The sequence below is a fragment of the Edaphovirga cremea genome (assembly GCF_003332275.1).
GTDB classification, from domain to species: domain Bacteria; phylum Pseudomonadota; class Gammaproteobacteria; order Enterobacterales; family Enterobacteriaceae; genus Edaphovirga; species Edaphovirga cremea.
In genome coordinates, this window is record NZ_QOVA01000037.1 from 1 (window position 1) to 21,863 (window position 21,863).

Annotated in this window: 20 protein-coding genes and 2 pseudogenes; 14 read left to right on the plus strand and 8 right to left on the minus strand. The window is 49.3% G+C overall.

Annotation, left to right across the window (positions count from 1 at the left end; all coding sequences use genetic code 11):
- Positions 1–258: 258 nt before the first annotated feature.
- Positions 259–1,116: an MBL fold metallo-hydrolase gene (locus tag DRI82_RS22655; RefSeq protein WP_114196159.1), complete on the minus strand. Its 858-nt coding sequence runs from the start codon at positions 1,114–1,116 to the stop codon at positions 259–261.
- 185 nt (positions 1,117–1,301) lie between these two features.
- Here DRI82_RS22655 and yghX point away from each other — a divergent pair, with 185 nt between their 5' ends.
- The 4 genes from yghX (at position 1,302) to DRI82_RS22680 (ending at position 4,169) form a co-directional block, all read left to right on the plus strand.
- Positions 1,302–2,189: a YghX family hydrolase gene (gene yghX / locus DRI82_RS22660; protein WP_114196160.1), complete on the plus strand. Its 888-nt coding sequence runs from the start codon at positions 1,302–1,304 to the stop codon at positions 2,187–2,189.
- 66 nt (positions 2,190–2,255) lie between these two features.
- Entirely contained in the window at positions 2,256–2,606 is a 351-nt protein-coding gene (locus tag DRI82_RS22665) for a cupin domain-containing protein (RefSeq protein WP_114196161.1), read from the plus strand.
- A gap of 95 nt (positions 2,607–2,701) precedes the next feature.
- The gene (gene cueP, locus DRI82_RS22670) at positions 2,702–3,274 is read left to right on the plus strand and encodes a copper-binding periplasmic metallochaperone CueP (protein WP_170138750.1); all 573 of its coding nucleotides are present in this window, start codon (positions 2,702–2,704) and stop codon (positions 3,272–3,274) included.
- Positions 3,275–3,881: 607 nt separating this feature from the next.
- Entirely contained in the window at positions 3,882–4,169 is a 288-nt protein-coding gene (locus DRI82_RS22680) for a helix-turn-helix domain-containing protein (RefSeq protein WP_245956912.1), read from the plus strand.
- Here DRI82_RS22680 and DRI82_RS22685 read toward each other — a convergent pair.
- A pseudogene (locus DRI82_RS22685) lies at positions 4,086–4,726 on the minus strand (hypothetical protein). The gene DRI82_RS22680 and the pseudogene DRI82_RS22685 sit on opposite strands and share 84 nt — an antisense overlap.
- Positions 4,727–5,092: 366 nt before the next feature.
- Positions 5,093–5,692, minus strand: coding sequence for a nitroreductase family protein (locus DRI82_RS22690; protein ID WP_114196163.1), 600 nt, complete (start codon positions 5,690–5,692; stop codon positions 5,093–5,095).
- A 375-nt stretch (positions 5,693–6,067) separates the two neighbouring features.
- Here DRI82_RS22690 and DRI82_RS22695 point away from each other — a divergent pair, with 375 nt between their 5' ends.
- From DRI82_RS22695 to DRI82_RS22705, 3 genes are all read left to right on the plus strand, one after another.
- Positions 6,068–6,337, plus strand: a complete 270-nt coding sequence (locus tag DRI82_RS22695) for a YjbD family protein (protein ID WP_114196164.1) — start codon at positions 6,068–6,070, stop codon at positions 6,335–6,337.
- Between the two features lie 75 nt (positions 6,338–6,412).
- On the plus strand, positions 6,413–6,826 hold the full coding sequence (locus tag DRI82_RS22700; protein ID WP_114196165.1) for a hypothetical protein: 414 nt from the start codon (positions 6,413–6,415) through the stop codon (positions 6,824–6,826).
- A 501-nt stretch (positions 6,827–7,327) separates the two neighbouring features.
- Positions 7,328–8,209 carry a LysR substrate-binding domain-containing protein gene (locus tag DRI82_RS22705; protein WP_114196166.1) on the plus strand — a complete coding sequence of 294 codons (882 nt, stop codon included), beginning with the start codon at positions 7,328–7,330 and terminating at the stop codon, positions 8,207–8,209.
- A gap of 295 nt (positions 8,210–8,504) precedes the next feature.
- On the opposite strand, the gene zntB is transcribed toward DRI82_RS22705, so the two are convergent.
- Positions 8,505–9,488 carry a zinc transporter ZntB gene (gene zntB / locus DRI82_RS22710; RefSeq protein WP_114196167.1) on the minus strand — a complete coding sequence of 328 codons (984 nt, stop codon included), beginning with the start codon at positions 9,486–9,488 and terminating at the stop codon, positions 8,505–8,507.
- Positions 9,489–9,586: 98 nt separating this feature from the next.
- Entirely contained in the window at positions 9,587–11,212 is a 1,626-nt protein-coding gene (locus DRI82_RS22715) for a peptide ABC transporter substrate-binding protein (protein ID WP_114196168.1), read from the minus strand.
- Positions 11,213–11,412: 200 nt separating this feature from the next.
- Between DRI82_RS22715 and mpaA the strand changes: the two genes are divergently transcribed.
- Complete coding sequence (gene mpaA, locus DRI82_RS22720) at positions 11,413–12,117, plus strand: murein tripeptide amidase MpaA (protein ID WP_114196169.1); 705 nt, start codon at positions 11,413–11,415, stop codon at positions 12,115–12,117.
- Here mpaA and ycjG read toward each other — a convergent pair.
- Positions 12,104–13,102: an L-Ala-D/L-Glu epimerase gene (gene ycjG / locus DRI82_RS22725; RefSeq protein ID WP_114196170.1), complete on the minus strand. Its 999-nt coding sequence runs from the start codon at positions 13,100–13,102 to the stop codon at positions 12,104–12,106. The genes mpaA and ycjG overlap by 14 nt on opposite strands.
- A gap of 165 nt (positions 13,103–13,267) precedes the next feature.
- Between ycjG and tpx the strand changes: the two genes are divergently transcribed.
- Positions 13,268–13,771: a thiol peroxidase gene (gene tpx / locus DRI82_RS22730; protein WP_114196171.1), complete on the plus strand. Its 504-nt coding sequence runs from the start codon at positions 13,268–13,270 to the stop codon at positions 13,769–13,771.
- Positions 13,772–13,861: 90 nt separating this feature from the next.
- On the opposite strand, the gene tyrR is transcribed toward tpx, so the two are convergent.
- Positions 13,862–15,433 carry a transcriptional regulator TyrR gene (tyrR, locus tag DRI82_RS22735; RefSeq protein WP_114196172.1) on the minus strand — a complete coding sequence of 524 codons (1,572 nt, stop codon included), beginning with the start codon at positions 15,431–15,433 and terminating at the stop codon, positions 13,862–13,864.
- Positions 15,434–15,848: 415 nt separating this feature from the next.
- Here tyrR and xthA point away from each other — a divergent pair, with 415 nt between their 5' ends.
- The gene (gene xthA / locus DRI82_RS22740; protein WP_114196173.1) at positions 15,849–16,655 is read left to right on the plus strand and encodes an exodeoxyribonuclease III; all 807 of its coding nucleotides are present in this window, start codon (positions 15,849–15,851) and stop codon (positions 16,653–16,655) included.
- 38 nt (positions 16,656–16,693) lie between these two features.
- Complete coding sequence (locus DRI82_RS22745; protein WP_114196174.1) at positions 16,694–17,101, plus strand: pyrimidine (deoxy)nucleoside triphosphate diphosphatase; 408 nt, start codon at positions 16,694–16,696, stop codon at positions 17,099–17,101.
- Positions 17,102–17,143: 42 nt separating this feature from the next.
- Here DRI82_RS22745 and DRI82_RS22750 read toward each other — a convergent pair whose 3' ends face one another.
- Positions 17,144–18,442 carry a lysine N(6)-hydroxylase/L-ornithine N(5)-oxygenase family protein gene (locus DRI82_RS22750; protein WP_114196175.1) on the minus strand — a complete coding sequence of 433 codons (1,299 nt, stop codon included), beginning with the start codon at positions 18,440–18,442 and terminating at the stop codon, positions 17,144–17,146.
- 252 nt (positions 18,443–18,694) lie between these two features.
- Here DRI82_RS22750 and nadE point away from each other — a divergent pair, with 252 nt between their 5' ends.
- The 3 genes and pseudogenes from nadE to DRI82_RS22765 all read left to right on the plus strand — a co-directional run bounded on the left by nadE (position 18,695) and on the right by DRI82_RS22765 (position 21,401).
- On the plus strand, positions 18,695–19,534 hold the full coding sequence (gene nadE / locus DRI82_RS22755) for an ammonia-dependent NAD(+) synthetase (protein WP_114196176.1): 840 nt from the start codon (positions 18,695–18,697) through the stop codon (positions 19,532–19,534).
- A 120-nt stretch (positions 19,535–19,654) separates the two neighbouring features.
- Complete coding sequence (locus DRI82_RS22760) at positions 19,655–20,221, plus strand: 3'-5' exonuclease (RefSeq protein ID WP_114196177.1); 567 nt, start codon at positions 19,655–19,657, stop codon at positions 20,219–20,221.
- Positions 20,222–20,308: 87 nt separating this feature from the next.
- Positions 20,309–21,401: pseudogene (locus DRI82_RS22765) on the plus strand (MFS transporter).
- Positions 21,402–21,863 lie beyond the last annotated feature (462 nt).

Below are 21,863 nucleotides of genomic sequence, written 5' to 3' on the forward strand. Positions count from 1 at the left end.
GCAACAAAGGGGGTAAAATAGGGATTTGCGCGGCAATGAGGAAACTCTTGCAATTGGCCTATGGAGTATTGAAGTCAGGAATGAAATTCAATGCAGAAATCCGTCTTGCCAACTAAGGTGACAAGACAGTATCTTGAACGCCAAACTTAATACTTAAAGAACAACAACATAGCCAAAGCGTTCAATCAACAAAGCCTTCTTTTGAATGAATTGCGTAGGCGAGGGGCCGGGGAACGCGAAAAACATTGATCCTATGATTCAGTCCGGCTGAAAGCTAAAACTCCCATTACCTGTAGACAAAAGCTTCCCGCTCCCAGGGAAGGGAACATGCATGCCGGCAACCGGAATTTTGTGCGCTGAAACATAGTCAAATATCGCCTTGCGCGATTTGACCGCCATTTGCGGATCCACATCATAGGTAATGGCGACATCCGGTACTGCGGCTTGAATATAAACAGCATGAGTCAAATCCGCGATAATCAGCAAAGAACTGTTCTTTGAATGGAGGAAGTAAACCGTATGACCCGGTGTATGGCCATAGGCCTGCCAGGCATCGATTCCAGGCAATAAATCTTTATTGCTGCCAATCTCTTCCGGTACAAAACGGGTTATTTGATCCCTGTAAGCATCCAGGATAGGTTTAACTTTTTCATTATCCTTCCAGTACTCATATTCCTTTTGGGAAACATAAATACGGGAGTCAGGGAATGTCACCTTACCGTCTTTCAGCAGCCCGCCAATATGATCCGGATGCATATGCGTCAATAAAATTGTATCGACGTTTTCTGGCTTAACGTTCAACGACGCTAAATTATCAAACAGGTTGGTGCCAAAACCAGTATCAACCAACACATTCTTGCCATTTGACTGAACTAAAAACGCGTTAAGCCCAGCTTTGTAAGTTCCATCTGGTGCCAGTTTCGCTTTATCGGCATCGGAGAAATTCAGTAACTTATCGATTTTCCCATCGCTCTGGGACTCTGAAAGAGCCGTCAACGTAATATCACCGACTTTTGTTTCATGGGTGATCGTAGCGGCCATCCCGGCGGAATGATAGAGAAGGGCGCTCACTAATAGCGGATAACACAGTTTCGAAAAAGTACCTTTTGGCATCATCTTGGTCCATCCTTAATGATTGAGAGAGTAACAGGTAAATTAGCGGACATGTTCCATTATCTAAGATAGGGTATTGTGAATAAGTAATACATACACTATTTTCATAATCTGTAAAATCAGCGATCGAGTTCAGGATATTCGAGTTAACAATGCGTATGTAATCACAGTGTTGAAAGGAGGAATGGATGAATCGTCTCACAGCCAAAGATTTTCCCCCGGAGTTGCTCGAACTTTATGACTATTACGCACATGGCAAGATTTCCCGGCGTGATTTCCTCGATCGTGCAGCGAAATATGCAGTAGGGGGAATGACCGCCGTGCTGCTCCTGAAGTCCCTGAGTCCAAACTATGCACTTGCACAACAGGTTGACGTTGCCGATCCAGATATTGTCGCGGAGTATATTACTTATGCATCGCCAAATGGTCACGGTGAGGTGCGTGGCTACATGGTCCGTCCCGCCAAGGCAACTGGCCCGGTGCCCGGCGTGGTCGTTGTCCATGAGAATCGCGGGCTGAATCCGTATATCGAGGATGTCGCTCGGCGTGTTGCCAAAGCCGGATTTATCGCGCTTGCACCTGATGGATTGAGTTCCGTTGGTGGTTATCCCGGTGATGACGATAAAGGGCGAGAATTACAGCAACAGGTTGACCCCGAGAAGTTAATGAATGATTTCTTTGCGGCAATCGAATTTTTGATAAAAAGTGATGCAACCACGGGTAAAGTCGGTATCACTGGTTTCTGTTATGGCGGCGGCGTCGCCAATGCTGCAGCCGTCGCGTATCCCGAATTGGCTGCGGCCGTTCCATTTTATGGACGGCAACCTAAGTCGGAAGATGTGCCACGGATCAAGGCGCCATTACTGCTCCATTATGCCGCGCTGGATACTCGAATTAACGAAGGTTGGCCAGCTTACGAGGCGGCACTGAAGGCAGCGGGCAAAACCTATGAAGCCTATATCTATCCCGGCGTAAATCACGGATTCCACAATGACACTACACCGCGTTACGATGAAGCGGCCGCCAAGCTCGCCTGGGATCGAACAATCAAATGGTTTGAGAAATATCTGGCGTAGTTCTTACGTTGCATCAGCCTGATGCCGATAACTAATGTGAAAGCACACTGATAAGGGAACCTTCAGATGATGACGAATATTTTCACACAATTTCCCATAGCTGCGCTTAACGCAGTAGAGGAAACTTTCGAAACATTGGTAGATCGGCCTGATGTACGTATTGAACGGATTATCTCTAGTGGGCAAGCGAGTCCGCCGGGGTTTTGGTATTGCCAGCCGCAAAGCGAGTGGGTGATTGTTCTACAGGGTTGCGCAGGCTTGCGGTTCGAAAATGAATCTGACGTTCGCGAGTTGCGCGTCGGTGACTTCGTTACGATTCCGGCACAATGCCGACACCGCGTTGAGTGGACCGATCCCAACGGACCAACAGTTTGGTTGGCTGTTCATTACGATATGCCTGAATCTGATAAAGGCTGAGCGTTGTAATGATCTGAATTATGACTGGGTGAGTTAATAGGGCATTTCGGCAAGCACAGAGAACACTTTACTCTTACCGTAAGGATACTATGACAGTGAAAAAAACATTTTCTTCAACTGCCCGACTGGCTATTGTTGCTTTAGCCGCAGTCACTTTCAGTCATTTTGCGTTAGCACAATCCACTTCCACCGCAGAAACAGAGTTTTTGACTCAGCATGGTTTATCTGGAAAAACGACTGAGCAAATGATTGAGACAATCGATCAATCTAAACAAGAGCGTCCCTTGGCTTATTCTGCTTCGGTTACCGGGACGGAATTGAAATTATCTGACGGGCAACAGCAGTTTTCTTTCCCCTTGGGGGATAAGTTTTACCTCTCATTCGCCCCTTATATAAATCTAACTCATCCCTGTTTTAACCACAGTTTATCTGGCTGCCGTAGCGAATTGACGAATACTGAATTCGACGTGAAAATTACGGATAACAGCGGTAACGTTATCGTACAGGATAAGCTGACCAGCTATCAGAATGGTTTTATTGGCGTGTGGCTACCACGTAATACTGAAGGGACGATTGAAGTGAGTTATCAAAGTCTTAAGGCTAAATCGCCTTTTGCAACCCACGCTGAAAACCAAACCTGCATGACGACATTACAACTGAAGAAATAAGCGGCTTTCAAAATCAAAAATGATGACCTGCTTATGGGGATAGTAAGCGATTAGCGGTTCTATTTTCTCTAATATCAAGCGGTTTCGATAACAGCGCAAAGGCTATAGCGTTGCATGCATATCGCGAAACAACCGCGGAGCGACGCCGAACCGGCGTTCAAACGCCAGGGAAAGGCGTGTGGGAGGGAACAACCCGACCTGAGCAGCGACAGTTTTCAGCGACAATCCACGTGAGGCTAGGCTGAAGGTATTGAGGGGCAGTTGACTGACGCCGACATGCGCTCAAGTCGGCTAAGGAAAATGTCCGTTTGTGACCTGGCGCGTAACAGGGTTCTGACTCACTAGGACGGTGACCGTTTTATACGCCCGGAATACTACGAAGATATAGACGGAGGAGAGGAGCACGATGAAGACAGGCCCTCATTATTAATCGATGTATGGTATTTAACATAATATACATTATGCGCATCAATAGTGTGGTGGCTCAATGCTAATGTCTATTTGTGGCTCATTAGGAATGTCCAGGCTATCGTTTCAAACCTGTATGCCTAGTCAACAACTCACTTTTCCTGATGAGGAGTTTTCTATGGCTATACCTGACGCCGGGATGTTCACCGTGAAAGAAATCAACCGCCTCAAAATCCTTCAGGATGTCATTGATCGCAACCTGCGTCCTGGTCAGGCTGCGGAGATGCTCGGAATTACGCCGCGCCATTGTAGCCGTCTGCTGAAACGTTATCGTCAGTCTGGACCGCTTGGCATGAATAACCAAAGTCGCGGTCGAACTGAAAACCGCCTGTTGCCCACGTCACTAACAGATCAGGTTAAGCTCATCTTCTACTATATCCAATATTTTATTAAACTCAGGCTGACCTTTAGTCTTTTTTACTCTTAACGCTTCTATAAAAGGTTCCAGAACAGGCTCAACCAAAAAATAAAGAAGATCATAATTATATGCACGTAACGGATAATATATTTCAGGATCAGTTTGTCGTAATGACTCTGAGGTATAGATGCTACGTTGGGCCATTCCACCCAAAAGCAATGTATTACCAATTACCCCACCTCTCGCAGCTACGAAAAGGGAACTACGTTGAGATATAGCAATCGCCAATCTACCTGCTATTACAGAGTTGGTAACAGTTCTACCTACAAGTGCAAAAGTCACCTGACTATATATACTATCTTTTTTATCTTCTGGAATGCTCGCATTAAACTTATCTAATACAGTCTCAATAGTTTTTACAAAGTTTTCATTTTCTAAGATTCCGTATTTAATGGCACCTGCCATTCTAATTCTTTCTGACTCGCGCAGGAAACGAGAATCCGTATCAAGGCCAAATATCCCAAATCTTGAGGCACAGACAACATTCCATGAACAAAACCTATTACCGAGTCAGGAGATATAATAATTTTTACTATTCGTTTGGCTATTTCCATATTAGTACTCATATCTTCTTCCCTTTTCATATTTTTAATCATTATATGTACAATTTGAGATAAGAGCAAAAGACGAATTTATCAGTTCGCATAACGTTATCCGCGATACGGATTGCACAGATTTGAAATTTTCAGCGGCCATCGGTATCCGGCTGGCGTCACCCTCCTTCTTGATCGCGCTACGTGAAATCTGATAAAACTTGCCTGCAATTATCGTGCAGATTTTACCAAGTATTACTGTTTAAAAAACCATGGCTTGAAAAAATATGGGCTGATATTTGTTCCCGCAAATCCACCTTGTAAAAAAGCCAACGCTGTCGAAACGACAAAACGTTGGCTCTTCTCGCTTCATAAGCCGATTAAGGCAATGAAGAATGACTATTTAAAAATGCGGAAACGATCTGCATCATCAATATATGCCTTTTCACCCGCGGACTGCTCGATTGAACCAAATGGCATCTGAGCGCGCAGTTTCCACGTTTCTGGGAGTTCCCATCGAGCCTTAATCTCATTATCAATCAATGGGTTATAGTGTTGCAAAGATGCGCCAATCTGCTCTTGAGCCAACGCTGACCATACGGCAAATTGTGCAATGCCCGTTGAGTGCTCAGACCAGATCGGGAAATTATCCGCATAAGATGCGAATTTTTTCTGCAATTCTTCAATGACCTGCGTATCTTCAAAAAACAGCACGGTTCCAGCGCCAGCGCCAAAAGAATCAATTTTCTTCTCAGTAGTTGGGAATGCTGCTTCCGGAACAATTTTCTTCAGGGTCTGCTTAACGATGTCCCAAACATTTTTATGCTGCGCACCAAAAAGGATGACCACTCGGGAGCTTTGTGAGTTAAAAGCCGATGGACTCTGTTTTACTGCTTCAGTGATCAACGTAGAGATCTGATCTTCAGACAGTGAAAGTTTATCGCCGAGCGCATAGATGGTACGGCGTGTTTTGATTGTGTCTAAGAAAGCGTTACTCATGAAAAGCTCCTGTCAGATACCAATTGGTTATCAAGTCTGTCATCGTCCATAAATTCATACTAACTGCATACAGCAAGCAAATGCTATGCGTTATCTCTATGAAATGTAACTAATGCTGATCAATCTAATATAAGTGCCATTCATCAATCTTCGTTGATCCTATTGTGCTGATTACACTTTCTCCACTTGGCCACGTCAGTGCATTTTATCGCATTGATTGCCTGGCCTTTGAGTATAAAAACGGCAGTATCACGTTGAAACAACACGCATAGGAGCAAAAAGCGTACTTTAATGCTGGGGTGTGTGATTAATCACTGAGCCTTTTCGGCGTTTAGGCTTACACTGATTATTCCCTCTGCATTAAGGTTGCATTATATGAATACACTTACCCAAAAAGACCTGACTGAAAGTGAACAACGTCAGTTGAACGCCTTACTTGCCCAGGCACGTAAAGCCCATGAACGTGAGCTGACGAATGCAGAAAGAAATAAAATCAAAGACGATTTCTTTGCTGAAATTGGCGAGCAACGTGAAAAAACAGCGACCAAGAATCGTGCTGAAAGAAAGCGCCTTAAAGCGTCTGCACCAAGTACTTCTGCAACATTTGACTGGACGGCAAGAACTCATCCGCGGGGGCGTCGATAAGATTAGAGCAGGGTCGTAAGCGCGGCCCTGCACCGCGCTTTCCGCAGCATAAATTGCCCACTGCGTGGGTAGGATATGAATTCTCATGGTGCAGGCTCGGAGCAGGTTTCGGTTGATATAAGTTTTGTTTTCTACCTGAGCCTCGACGCCTCAACCGACAAAGGAGCGCCATCGCCGCGCCCCTTTGAACCCGGGCTAGGCGCGGAAATATTGCCGGTTTCACCGGTTCCCTCCCACGTCTTGCGGGCTTATCGAGCCAGCTCTGAATCGCTCCCGGCGATGCAGAGCTTTTCGCCGCGTCCCTGCGGCTCACTCGGCCCTCCAGACTCGTCGGCAATATTCCTGAGTGCGCCAATAAGGTCAAAAGATAAAAAGCAGATTCAAAAGCAGATTCAAAAGCAGATTCAAAAGCAATTAATCCACTATTTTGTTTTCTTTATATTTTTGTTTTTTGACGTTGACCTTCCTCCGAGCATCATGAATTGCTGAGGGCGGAATGGAGGCAGGGGTGAGCCGCCAAGGATGGCGGCGAAAGGCGTCCGGCTACAGGGACCTGTAGCCTAAAGCCGACCCGTCCGCCGGAATGACAACCGAAGGGACCCGCAACGCGGGCAATTCGTGCTGCGTAAAGCGCGGATGCAAGGGGCGCGCTTTCGCCCCTTGCTTGATTGCCGATCTTCATATTTAGAGATCAACAGCATAGCCAAAGCAATCAACCAACAAATCTATCTTTTGAAAGTCAGAAACATCAATCTGATATCAACCGAAACCTGCTCCGAGCCCGCTTTTCCAACATGAGAACCGACGGGACCCCCTAACAATGTCACCCCCATCTTATCCATACAACCACTTGCACATAAATAAACTCAACCGTAGATAAACTCAACCATAAATAAACTCAACCATAGATTATCTAACTCATCCATTGAATTAAATTTAATACCATGCTAAAACCACTTTATTAATTTTATAAAATAGAAAAACTAAATCATGACCCGTTATCCTCCAATGCGTGCCCTGCTGGCATTTGAAGCGGCAGCCAGACTCAGCAGTTTTACTCTCGCCGCAGCGGAATTATCCGTTACCCCTGGCGCTATCAGTCAGCAAGTCAAAAAGCTTGAAGAATGGTTAGGTGCGGAATTGTTCGTCCGTGAAACTCGTCAACTGACGATCACCGACGTTGGGGAGCATTATTACCAGCAAATTTTGCTGCCTCTGAATCAGATAGCCCAAGCCAGTGAAAATGTGGTGAATCGTCAGAAACGTTCCGTGTGTATCTCAATGCCACCGAGCGTTGCTGCGAAATGGTTCTCGCCGAGGATGCCGCTGTTCATGCGTGAGTTTCCCCTGATCGAGCTACGACTGAATGCCACGACAGCATTAGTCGATGTCGACCATGGAAATGTTGATGTAGGGATTTGTTATTACGATGGTCAGTCTCCGCTGCTGGAAAACACTTTTTTAGCGCCAGATGAGTGCCGGGTTTATTGTCACCCCGGATATCAGCAGACGCACAACTTATTGCAACCGGAGGCGTTGAGCCGCGCCACGTTATTGCATACCTCGCTGCATCCACATTGGGCTGACTGGTTGGCATTGAATACCGCGCTGAGCAAAAGTCAGATTAAGGCAATTCTGGCAATCTCTTTCGATCAGTCGCTACTGGCGATCGAAGCGGCCAAACGTCAGCAAGGCGTAGTACTCACTAGCAGATTATTGGTGGAAGAAGAGTTGCAACAGGGAACGCTGATTGAGTTATTCGATCTGCCCTACTCCACCGGCCAGGCTTTTTATCTGGTGAATAGTTGCAGGAAAACGTTGTCGGCGGATGTTATTGCTGTCCGCGAGTGGTTGCTGTCCCAGCATCAATGAAAAAAATGACTTCCAAGGTGATGCTTTTCAAAACGGGGAGTTTGGCGTTTTTTCGGCAAAAAAAAGCCGGTTTATAAAACCGGCGTGGTACGAATCAATTGTGCTATGCAGTAATTCAAAAGTAGGAAATAAGACAATATGGAGCGCAACGCCCATCGCTTGACGTTGCATTCACCTGCATGAATGAGTTTGCATCACCCGATCAGGACAAACGTTGATTTTGCTCAACTTCGCATGGATTTGGATAATGAATAAGTAAAATTTTATTATATTAAAAATGAATTTCTTTATTTTATTACAACCATTTACTGCGCCGTAACCACCACGCAACACCCAATACCAAGACTACCAACATCAGGCAGAACGAACTAAACCCAAGACTCCAGCCTCCGCCAGGGATCCCCCCCAAATTCACCCCGAACAGTCCGGTGAGAAAAGTGGTTGGCAGGAAAATCATCGCCATTAGCGACATGGTATAGGTACGCCGATTCATCGCATCAGCCATTAACGAACTGATCTCATCGGCCAGAACAGTTGTTCGCGCTATGCTGCCATCAATATCGTCCAGCCCACGTCCCAATCGATCGGCGATCTCCTGCATACGACGCCGTTCGTCATCATTCATCCACGGCAAACGCTCACTGGCCAAACGCGAAAACACGTCCCGCTGCGGCGCCATGTAACGGCGTAACACGATCAATTGTTTGCGTAACAGCGCCATTCTCCCCCGTTCCGGCATCTGTTGCTCAAGAACGGCATCTTCCATATCGATAATTTTGTCGTGCAGATCTTCGATAAATTCACTGGTGTGATCCGTAATGGCATCACAAATTTCCACCAACCAATTGCCGCTATTGATCGGTCCGGCACCATGCTGCAAATCATTCAGCACTTCATCAATGGAATACACCTTACGATGCCGGGTTGAGATGATCAGCTTATCGGTCATATAGACGCGGAAGGTCACCAGTTGATCGGGACGCGCATCGGCGTTGAAATTGATACTGCGCAGCGTGATCATTGTTCCATCACCCAGACGCGTTACGCGGGGGCGCATACTCTCACCCGCCAAGGCATCGCGGACGACATCGGGTAATAGCGGTGTGGTACTCAACCACTGCTGGCTGCCTGGCAAGGTATAATCCAGATGCAGCCAACATGGACGATCGCAGTTAACAAAACCTGCCGGGTCGATACGCGTTACGCCGCCCTTTCCATCAAGTTGCCAGGCATAAACCGCATCAGAAACCTGAAGCTCCTTGCCTTCAATAACATCCACTACTTTCACCTTTTAAGTAAACTGCGCTTCCTTTCAGTTTAGCGTTAACCCGTTGAAGATCAAAGCAAGCAAAAAATGTGTTCGGTAGAAACAGAACACTATTCGTGCTTCAAAATGTACATAGTCTGGCTATAAGCCACGTCTTCCGCGTTGGTGATCGGATAGCCTTTTACCCACGGTTTAATCAACCGGCCATTGGTATATTGATAGATCGGGGCGATCGGGGCTTGATCCGCGATGATCTGTTCGGCTTGGTTGTAATCCGCATTCAGCGCCTGTGCGTTGGTTTGACGGCTGGCTTCTTGCAAAAGCGCATCATAAACCGGGCTATCAAACTTGGAGATATTGCCGCTATGGCTGGAAGTCAGCAGAGACAAAAACGTTGATGCTTCGTTGTAATCCCCGACCCAGGAAGCGCGGATCACGTCGAAATTACCGGTATTGCGGCTATCGATATAGGTCTTCCACTCCTGATTGACCAGCTTCACATCCACACCGAGTTTCTTTTTCCACATGGACGCGACGGCAATCGCGATCTTCTGATGGCTCTCCGAGGTGTTATACAGCAGCGTCAGCTTGAGCGGATTATTCGGGCCATAGCCTGCCGCAGACAGTAATCCTTTCGCCTGTGCATCTAATTCATCCTGTGAATATTGTTGTAACGTGCTCGGCATGGGTTTGAAACCCGCCGTCACGTCAGGCGTGAAATGCCAGGCAGGCTTCTCGCCGGTTCCCAACACTTTGTCGGCAATAATCTGACGGTCGATGGCAATAGAGAGCGCTTTACGCACCCGGACATCGTTGGTAGGCGCGCGTTGGGTGTTGAATGCGTAGTAATAGGTACCCAGTTGATCCGGCGTATAGACCTCGCCGGGAATATCTTTCAGCAGCTTTTGATAGAGCGTTTTCGGGAAAGATTCGGTGATATCAATATCCCCGGCCAGATAGCGTTTGGTGGCGTTGGATTCCTGGTTGATAGGGACAAACGTCACTTGCGTCAGAACCGTTGCTTTATGATCCCAATAATTGTCATTGGGTACCAGCACCAGTTTTTCATTCACCACCCGATCCTGAAGCTTGAAGGCACCGTTGCCTACCAGATTACCCACCTTCGTCCAGTCGTTACCGTATTTTTCAATCGTGGCCTGATGCACCGGGAACAGACTGAAATTCGCCAAAAGACTGACAAAGAACGGCACGGGCTTATTGAGTTGCACCTTCAGCGTATGGGTATCGACCGCAGAGACGCCCAATTGATCAACGGGCAAAGTACCTGCGATAATCTTGTCGGCATTCTGTAACCCCGCCAGTTCCGCGAACCAGGCAAATGGCGAGAGGCTTTTGGGATCGACCAAACGCCGCCAACTGTAGACAAAATCGTTGGCGGTTACCGGATCGCCATTCGACCAGCGTGCATCTTTACGCAGGGTAAACAAGTAACTCTGGTTATCGTTGGTCTGCCAACGCTCAGCAACACCCGGTATCACCTTGCCACTGGCATCCTGATTGACCAATCCTTCAAACAGATCCCGCACGACCTGTGCTTCAGGCAGCCCAACGACTTTGATCGGATCGAGAGAGGCTGGCTCGTCTTTAATATGACGTACAATTTCCTGCTTTTCTGCCAGAACCGTCCCTGCTGGCACTACTGCGGCCCAGGAAGAACCCGTTACTGCTGCAATCAGCAATGCGGTACTCGCCAGACGAAATCTCTTGTTAGTCATCGCCATAAATCCTTACCCAGGTTAACAGTCTGATTCGGTTGTCTCCCTTTTTGTACCATTCAATCAGGTTATTCTGAACAAAAATTCATTATGAATAAGTGATTGCGCACATTCCCCGGAAAACCTCAGTAAAAAAGGCTATTTTAGTTAGGCAAACTGATGTAAATACAAGTGATACACCCTTTCAATGCGGAACATGTATGACTCAATTTCGCCCACGTACCGACCGTGGCCACCTTGGCTCACTGGGGACACAATATGGTAGTTCACTGCTCGGTGCACCGTTGCTGTATTTTCCAGCCAGTCACGTAACTCATGAGACGGGTCTCATTCTGGCTGGGACGCACGGTGATGAAACCGCCGCCGTGGTTGCACTCTCTTGCGCCATGCGCAGCATTTACCATGAACATCAGCGTCATCACGTCGTGCTGGCGGTAAATCCGGATGGCTGCCAACTGGGATTGCGCGCCAATGCCAATGGTGTGGATTTGAACCGGAATTTCCCCAGCGCCAATTGGAAACCAGGGGATACGGTTTATCGTTGGAACAGTGCCGCGAAAGAACGGGATGTGGTGTTATCGACAGGCGATCGTGCAGGTTCCGAACCTGAAACGCAGGCACTTTGCCAGTTGATCCACCGGTTGAAGCCGCGTTGGGTGGTCTCTTTACATGAGCCTCTGGCTTGGATAGAAGACCCGGACAGTACCGCATTGGGAAATTGGATGGCGAATGAATTTGCACTGCCGCTGGTAACCAGTGTGGGTTATGCCACACCGGGTTCCTTTGGCAGTTGGTGTGCGGATATATCGCTGCCGTGTATTACCGCCGAACTGCCGCCCATTTCAGCGGACGAAGCCTGCGAGCGTTATCTGGCGGCGCTGGCGGGTTTGCTTATGCGCGACTAACCGACTGGCCGTCATCGGCGGCCAGATTTATGCCTCCGCAATGAAACTCCAAACCCGGTTCAACATCGGTTGCCAGCCAGGTCGGTCCATCAAGATCCACAAAGCGGGCGTCGGGTGCCAGCGGCAAAGCCGCGCGAACTGCGCGTGACGTACAAAGCATACAACCGAGCATCACGTCAAAACCTGCGGCCTTGGCCTGAATCGCCAGTTGCAAGGCTTGGGTCAGCCCGCCAGTCTTGTCCAGTTTGATATTGACCATCTGGTAGCGACCCGCCAGTGCGGGGAGATCGGCCAGGGTGTGGCAGCTCTCATCGGCGCAAATGGGCAGTGGATGAATGAAATTCTCCAGCGCTTCGTCTTCCCCTGCAGGTAACGGTTGCTCAAGCATGGCAACCTTGAGATCGGCCAGCAATTGGCAACGCGCTGCCAATCCCTCACTCTGCCAGGACTCGTTGGCATCGACGATCAGCGTCATCTTAGGCACCGCCGAGCGAATGGCGACCATCCGTTCGGCAATCAGGTGATCGTCGAGTTTGATCTTCAACAACGTCGCGCCCTGCTGCTGTAACGCCAGCGCAGACGTCGCCATCTCTTCGGGCGTACCGATACTCAGCGTCTGCGCCATACTGATCACATTCACTGGCGAAATACCACTACGCTGCCAAAGCGTTTCACCAGAAATCTGGCATTCAAGATTCCATAGAGCCGAATCAAGGGCGTTTCTCGCCGCACCTGCAGGTAACAAATCCTGTAACGTTTGCCGATCGGCCCCCTGCTCAATGGCTGGCAGAACCGAGGCGATCTGTTCCATCACCGACGCCTCACTTTCCCCATAACGCGGGTACGGTGTGCACTCCCCAACCCCACGAATACCCTGCTCTTCAATTTCAACCACCACGACCCGGGCTTCAGTACGGCTGCCACGGGATATCACGAAAGCCGTATGTAACGGCCAGGCCTCAGGGTAAAAACGGACGGTTCTCATAACGGCTCCGGCTAGTTTGATATCAAATCAATAATGGATGACAACCCTATATATGCAAGCAAGCTATACAAGTAAGTGCTTGGGTTTGGAAAACTTTATATACCCAAGCCGTAAATGTTGCCCTAAACTGTCCGGAGTGTTAAACACCTGTAAAAGGAAACAATCATGGCACAGACAGTACATTTCCAAGGCAATCCGGTGAGCGTGGCAGGCAAATTGCCGCAACCTGGCGACGATGCCAAATCTTTCTCGCTGGTCGCTAAAGACCTGTCCGATGTGACGTTGGGCAGCTTTGCCGGGAAACGCAAAGTTCTCAATATATTCCCAAGCATCGATACCGGCGTTTGCGCGGCTTCCGTGCGTAAATTCAATCAGCTCGCCAGTGAGCTGGAAAATACCGTGGTTCTTTGTATCTCTTCCGATCTGCCTTTCGCTCAATCGCGCTTCTGCGGTACCGAGGGTTTGAGCAATGTGACCACCCTTTCTACCCTGCGCGGCGGCGAATTCAAACAAGATTATGGCGTTGCCATTGCTGATGGCCCGTTGTCAGGTTTGACGGCACGTGCTGTTGTGGTTCTGGATGGTCAGGACAAAGTGGTTTACAGCCAATTGGTTGATGAAATCACCACAGAGCCGAATTATGACGCGGCGCTGGCCGTTCTGAAATAGTTAGACTCGGCAGAAGGGGGAGTCCCCTTCTGCATTTTGCTTCACAAATCTCTTCGCTTCACAAACCCCTGTACTTCACAAACGTCTGCTTTACTCTTCCGTCTCCTGCTCCGCTTTACGTCCGCTCAGACCATATTCACGCAATTTATTGGCTATGGCCGTGTGCGATACGCCCAGACGCTTGGCTAACTTGCGGGTACTTGGATAGGTGCGATAAAGGCGGGTCAGTACCGAGCGTTCGAAGCGCTTGCTGATGTCATCCAGCGAGCCGTCCAGCGCCTCTTCGCCAATGGACATCTCTGCCTCAAACTCCGGCAGGACGATATCCTGAGGGCGCAGTTCAAAACCTTCCAACTGAGTCAGTGCGCGGTAAACCGAGTTTTTCAATTGACGCACGTTGCCTGGCCAGCCGTAGCGCGTGAGGAAACTGTTCAGTTCCGGGGCCAGTTTAGGTCGCGCAACACCTTGTTCGTCAGCGAAACGCGCCACAAAGAGTTCGGTCAGCGGCAGGATATCAGCCGGACGTTCGCGCAGCGGTGGCAACTGAATAGTCAGAACATTGAGGCGGTAATAGAGATCTTCGCGGAATTCCCCCCGCTGTACCAACTCAATCAAATTTTTCTGCGTGGCGCAGATGACCCGCACATCGACATGGACTTCATGCTCTTCACCCACGCGGCGAAAAGTTCCGTCATTAAGGAAACGCAGCAGTTTAATTTGCATGCGGGGTGACATTTCACCAATTTCATCAAGCAATACCGAACCGCCGTTGGCCTGTTCGAAAAAGCCTTTTTTACCTTCAATGGCATTGGGGTACGCACCTGCCGCATAACCAAACAGTTCGCTTTCCACCACATCATCCGGTAACGAAGCACAATTAAGGCCCAGGAACGCTTCTTTGCCTCGCGGACTGCGCATATGGCAAGCCCGCGCCAACAGATCTTTGCCGGTACCGGTATCGCCCACAATCAGCAGTGGCGCGTCCAGCATGGCCAGTTTGCGGGCCTGCTCCAATACCTGGCGCATTTTCGGGCTGACGGCGACAATATGGTTGAATTCGCTGTCGTCATTGACCGCCAGATTTTGCAGTTGACGGCCCATACGCGCGGTCGATTTCAGCATCACCACGGCACCCACCGGCGCATTTTGCTGGTTCTCGTCTTCCATATGGATTGGCGTGATATCCATCAGGAAATCCTGACTGCGGATCACCACCCGTTCGGTGTGCGGCGTGCTGTTTTCCATCTCCAGCCAACGGCTGAAATTGTAGCCGCCGATAAGACTCCCCGCGGTGTAATTACGGATTTTGTCTTCTTCAAGGGTAAAAAGTGCCAGTGCTGCCGGATTAGCCAGCTCCACCTTGCCTTTCATATCTATGGAAAAGACCGGTTCAGGCATGGATTCAAGCAGAGCACGCAGTGCGCGATGCTCTCGCTCAGAAGGCATAAACGTAACGGTTCTTACGTCAGTGACGCCCTCAATCCGGCGGATTTCAGCCATCAGGGCACGAAAGGTATCAAAATCAAGCTGTGAGAAATTGAGATAAATACGGCCAATCATGGCGATTTCGATTCCCCGGAGATCGATGCTACGCAGCACCAGTAAATCCAGGAGTTCCCGGGTCAGACCCAGACGATCTTCACAAAAAACTTCCAAACGCATTAGTGTTGACCTTTTTAGCGCAGGTGCGGGATAACTGAGAGCAATATTACTCTTTCATTTCATGCGGAAGAAGTCATCTGTCACAAAAAGTTGACAGAAGCGCCCCATTTCAGCCGAATTGCGGTTATCCGCTCTCCTTGTTCCCTACCAATGCCGGGTAATTTAGCGCATGGTCGGTTTTTTATCACGCTTCATTGCATTTTATTAGTTTGAAATATGGCATGAGCAGCATTTAATCGTGCGTCAATTTGCCTGTACGCAGAATCCATGTTAGTCCCCATTTTCAGACTGTATCGGTACAAAGGATGAAGCAGCGTAACAAAGCGGGTATATTCCCAGGCACAGCAGCGCGTTACATTTAACGTGGGGATCTGCTACCATCTTACTACATTCTCTCTGCGAATCGGCACCGACTATGAAGTTTGTTTCTTTTAATATCAATGGGCTGCGTGCGCGCCCTCATCAGCTCGCCGCCATCATCGAACAGCACCAACCTGATGTTATTGGCCTGCAGGAAACCAAGGTCCATGACGACATGTTTCCGCTTGAAGATGTCAGTCAATATGGTTATCACGTATTTTACCACGGACAGAAAGGCCATTATGGCGTAGCGATGCTGACTCGTCAGGCACCGATCGCCGTGCGTCGTGGTTTTCCCGGTGACAATGATGAGTCCCAACGTCGGATTATCATGGCCGATATTGAGACGCCCAAAGGACTTCTCACGGTGATTAACGGTTATTTCCCGCAGGGAGAAAGCCGCGACCACCCGATCAAGTTTCCGGCCAAAGAGCGTTTTTACCAGGATTTGCAGCACTATCTGGAACAGCAGATGAATCAGCAGAATCCGGTGCTGGTGATGGGTGATGTCAATATCAGCCCTACCGATCTGGATATTGGTATTGGTGAAGAGAACCGCAAGCGCTGGCTGCGTACAGGGAAATGCTCTTTCCTGCCTGAAGAACGCGTATGGATGGACAGATTGAAGAACTGGGGATTGGTTGATACTTTCCGTGCAGCAAACCCGGACTGTAACGACCGTTTTTCATGGTTTGACTATCGTTCCCGCGGGTTTGATGACAATCGCGGTCTGCGTATTGATTTGCTGTTGGCCAACGCCCCGCTTGCCGCCTACTGCACGGCCACGGGGATCGATTATGATATCCGTGCGATGGAACGACCGTCCGACCATGCTCCCGTATGGGCGGAATTCTCCCTTTGACAGAAGACGCTCCAGCATGACGCTGGAGCGGCAATCCCATGAAAATAGTTGATGTCGTTGCCGCTGTCATAGAACGTGACGGCCTGATAATGTTGGCACAGCGTGATAACAGTCGCGATCAGGCGGGCTTGTGGGAGTTTCCCGGCGGAAAAGTTGAGGCCGGGGAAAGTCAGCAAGACGCGCTGTCCCGCGAACTGGAAGAAGAGTTGGCTATCCGCACGCGGGTGGTTTCCTTTATAGCTCACAGTGATTTGCAGTTGAGTGACAAAGTGGTTCGGTTATACGCCTGGCGGGTTACGATTCTCAATGGCGAACCAGTATGCCGATGCCATTCTGCGGTGGTTTGGGTTATGCCAGAAGCGGCGCGGGAATATGGGTTGGCACCGGCAGATATCCCCTTGCTTGAGGCGTATATTTTGAGTTGTCGGGCGGCAGAGCGCCCGTAGATTTATGATGGCAATCCCCGGGCTACTCCCCTGGTTGTGAGTTTAATTTCCTGCCGCGCTGTGATCTTTTCGCCACCACTGGATCAGGGAAGGTCCCGGATCCAGATCGTAAAATGGCGTCTCAAGCAGATGATTGATAATCCGCGCGGAACGCCAGGCCGTCAGCGTCAGTTGCCCTTCCGCACTGCCGTGGCTATGAATACCGGCATTTACCGCGTAAATACGGTTGCTCTCAGGACCATCCCAACGCAGATTGAAGTCAGGGTTCAATGGCAAATGATTTTTGCCGTCCGTGTGAATACGCGGTAATAACGGCTTGAGATAGTCAGGCAGCGTAGGACGGTAACCGGTCGCCAGAATGACGCAGTCGGCGCTGAAATGTTCGGCTTGTTGTTCCAGACCATGCAACGCCTCCAGTTCGAATCCTTCTGGCGTCGCCTCAAGTTTTTTCAGGCTGCGGTGTGGTAACAGCGTGACATTGCGCGGCTGATGCAAAACATCGAAACGATGATACAACTCGCGATAGATGGCCTCGAGGGTATGGTAACTGATGCCATCAGAGGGCAACTTCTGCGTTTTAATTTCCCGCTCGCGGATTTCCCGTTCCAGCGTGTAGAAATAGTCCACGTACTGCGGCGTAAAATATTCATTGGTGAAAACCGACTCGTCCAGAGGTTGGAAATTGGGTCGGCGCGACAGCCAGCTCAAATGCGCTGGTTCTCCCCAATGCCCTTGTAAGGCATTCAGCACAATATCTGCGCCACTCTGACCTCCGCCGACCACAATTACCCGTTGATCGGTAAAATCTGGCTGTCTGAGCTCCACCTCCGCCGCGTGGAAACAGCGATCGCCCAGCGCTGCGCGGAAGGGTTCCGGTATCCAGGCTGCATGCCCGGTTCCCAGACAAATATGACGGGAATACCAGGCATCCTTTCCAGAGCGAACCTCAAATCGCTGTAACCGATCGTCAAAACTTATCTGTTCGACAGCATGGGAAAAATAGAGTCCATCGATACGTTGGCTGGCCCATGACAAATAATCCGAGAATTCATCCCGGCTGATGATGGTTTGCTCGGTAGCGAGAAATCGAAATATTTTTTTCTGATCAACCAGATAATTGATGAAGGAAAATTCACTGCGCGGTGCCACTGTGGTGACAAGATCCTGCAAAACGTAAGTTTGCATGCTGGCATCAGGAAGTAACATTCCGGGGTGCCAACTGAAAGCGTCATGTTCATCAAAGAATGCGCATCTTAATTTGCCTGTGTCATGCGCGAGTGCGGCCAAACTCAAATTAAACGGCCCAATGCCTATACCAATCAGATCGAGTGTATCGTCCATTTTTGTGACCTGTTGCAGTTACTGTTGTTCAAGCATAGAACATCCTCGGGGCACGTAATGGAATCAGGGACGCTTTAACCTCGCATGACTGTAATCCACCTTGTCCTTTTAACCTTTGCGAGGTAGTTTTAGAACTTCCGGTAAAAATTCTTATTTATGTATACCCAAAGTACTTGACGTTGCAGGTAGGCGCTAACACCCCTGCAACGTCAAGTACAAAGGGTACTCGCTGGGGTTTCAAGAGGAGTGGTCATGGCACTACAAGAAGAAATTATTCAGGCAATGCACGTCAAACCCAAGATCGATCCAGAGGAAGAAGTTCGTCTGAGTGTCGATTTTTTAAAGAGTTATCTGCAAGCGCATTCGTTTATCAAAACCCTGGTATTGGGTATCAGTGGCGGACAGGATTCCACACTGACCGGTAAACTGTGCCAAACCGCCATTACTGAATTGCGCAAAGAGAGCGGCGACGAGAAATACCAGTTTATCGCCGTCCGTTTACCTTATGGCGTGCAAGTTGATGAAGCCGATTGCCAGGATGCCATTGCTTTTATCGAGCCAGATCGCACGCTCACTGTGAATATCAAAAATGCCGTGCTGGCCAGCGAAGCAACGCTGCGTGATATCGGTATTGAATTGTCTGACTTTGTGAAGGGTAACGAAAAAGCCCGGGAAAGAATGAAGGCGCAATACAGCATCGCCAGTATGACAGCAGGTGTGGTGGTCGGAACCGATCATGCCGCAGAAGCGGTGACCGGTTTTTACACCAAGTACGGTGACGGTGGCACAGACATCAATCCGATTTTCCGTCTTAATAAGCGCCAGGGTAAAGCCTTGCTGAAATTCCTCGGCTGTCCGGTGCATCTTTATACCAAGACACCGACCGCTGATTTGGAAGAGAACCGCCCCTCTCTGCCTGATGAAGTTGCACTGGGTGTGACTTATGAAATGATCGATGACTATCTGGAAGGGAAAACGGTCCAGCCTGCCATCGCGAAAATTATCGAAGGTTGGTACACCCGCACCGAGCATAAACGCCAGTTGCCGGTAACGATCTTTGACGATTTCTGGAAGCAAAAAGACCTTGGCTGATCAAAGATCCGTAGCGGATGCAGGATAGCATCCGCACTTTGCTGTGCGGTGATTTCCCCAGCTAAAACGGGGTCTACGCTATTGATTCATACTACGGGCTTTATTTTCAGGGAGTGACGTATGCACCATCTGATGTTGGACATTGAGACACTGGATATCAAGCCCAGCGCCGTAATCCTCACTATTGCCGCTGTTTTTTTTGATCCGCAAACCGGTAGTCTGGGTGCTCAACTTGAATGCTTTATCAGCAGCGAAAAAGAACAACCGGGAAGAACGATGGGACTCTCGACCGTCTCCTGGTGGAGCAAACAGAGCGACGCCGCGCGCAAGCAGGCATTTTCAGGTACCGACACACTCAAACGGGCGCTGTCCAATCTCTCCCGATTCATTCATATGAATAGCATAAGTCCCCTCAAAGTATGGGGTAATGGCAAAGAGTTCGACTGCGTGATACTCGAACATGCTTATCACCAGTTGGAAATGCCATGCCCATGGACCTTCTGGCAAACGCAGGATGTCCGCACAATTATTACCCTGGCAGAGATGAACGGTTTCAATCCTAAAAAAGAGCGACCTTTTGAAGGAACCCCCCACTGCGCAATGGATGATGCCAAACATCAGGCCAGGTATTTATCCGATGTCATCAGTGCCATGTACTTTAGGGAATCCAACCCGTCACGTCCATAAGTGACCTTGTCACCTATTATTTCCTTTCTTCAGCGCGGTGAAATCGTTACCCTAAGGCAAATGTTTTTGGGACGTTAGTTTTCTGTTATGCAAAAATTTCTATTACTGCTCTTAAGTCTGGTTCTTCTGGGTCCGTTAGGTATCGATCTTTATCTTCCCACCATTCCGGCCATTGCCATTGGACTCGGTAGCAGCGAGGCCGTGATTCAGTCAACCATTTCACTATTTATTCTGGTATTAGGTCTGGGGCAAATCATTGCCGGACCGCTGGTCGATAAGTATGGCCGCAAACCTATCGCATTGGTTGGGATCATCATTTACATGATTGGTGCGGCGATGGCCGCGCTTTCTACTACCCCGACGCTGTTTGTTGCCTCGCGCCTTTTACAGGGCGTCGCGGTCTGTTGTACTGCCGTCGTGGCATTCAGCGGTGTCCGCGATCGCATGAACGGCAATGAAGCGGCCCGGGCTTTTGGATTTCTTAATGGGACGCTGAATATCGTTCCGGCCCTGGCGCCGCTATTGGGTGGATTATTGGCTGAAGCATTCGGCTGGCGTGCGCCGTTCTGGTTTTTAGTGGCCTATGGGGCCGCGGTTTTGGTGTTGATTGCCTTTTACCTGCCAGAAACCCGCCCTGCGGATACCAAACCTGTTACGGGGCTACCGCTGAAGCAATATTGGCGCATTCTGAACGATGACCGATTCCTGATTTTCCCTGGCGTTCGGGGCCAACGGTTTCTGGATCATGCTGGTGAGTTTTTTTGCCAACCGCATCATTCACAAAGTAGGTCGGCCAATCTGCCTTGCTACTGGCAGTGTTCTGATGTTGCTGGGAGCGGTCAGCCTGACGCTCGGCGTCAGTTTTCTGCCTGCTGAAATGCAAAATACCTGGTGGGCATACATGTTACCGGTGGCATGTGCCTGTGCTGGACTGGCATTTATGATGGGACCGGCAACCAGTTATGCCCTTGAGCCTTATTCGAATGAGGCTGGCGTCGCTTCTGCCCTGGTAGGATCGGTGCAGATGGCGGGCGGCGCAGCGCTAGGGCTGCTGGCAATGGCATTACCCTTGCCACCAAAATTGTCGCTGGCGCTAGTGATGCTGGTTGGATGCTTACTGGCATTGCGTGCTCGCTACGCCAGTAAAAGTATCAAAGGAACACTCATCAAAATCCAATGACCGATTTATTTCTAAAAAGTCACTATTTATTAAGGATTTATCGACCTTCCAGACTCATCAGCAATATTCCAGAGTGCGCCAACAAGGTCAAAAGATAAAGGTAGACTCAAAGTATGTTTTCTTTATTGCTTTTGTCTTTGACCTTCCCCAGAGCATCATAAATTGCTGAGGGCGGAATGCAGGCAGGGATGAGCCGCCAGGACGGCGGCGAAAGGCGTCCGGCTACAGGGACTGTAGCCTAAAGCCGGCCCGTCCGCCGGAATGACAACCGAGGGAACCTGCAACGCGGGCAATTCATGCTGCGGAAAAGCGCGGGTGCAGGGGGTGCGCTTCACCCCCTGCTTATATCTTGATTATCACTTTAACAGAGCGATAATCCCCTGACTGATCATCGGGGGTGCTGTTGTGAGTTTGTGGTCCCTGCTCGAACTTCGAGTTCGTGTTCAAGATTAAACCACAACA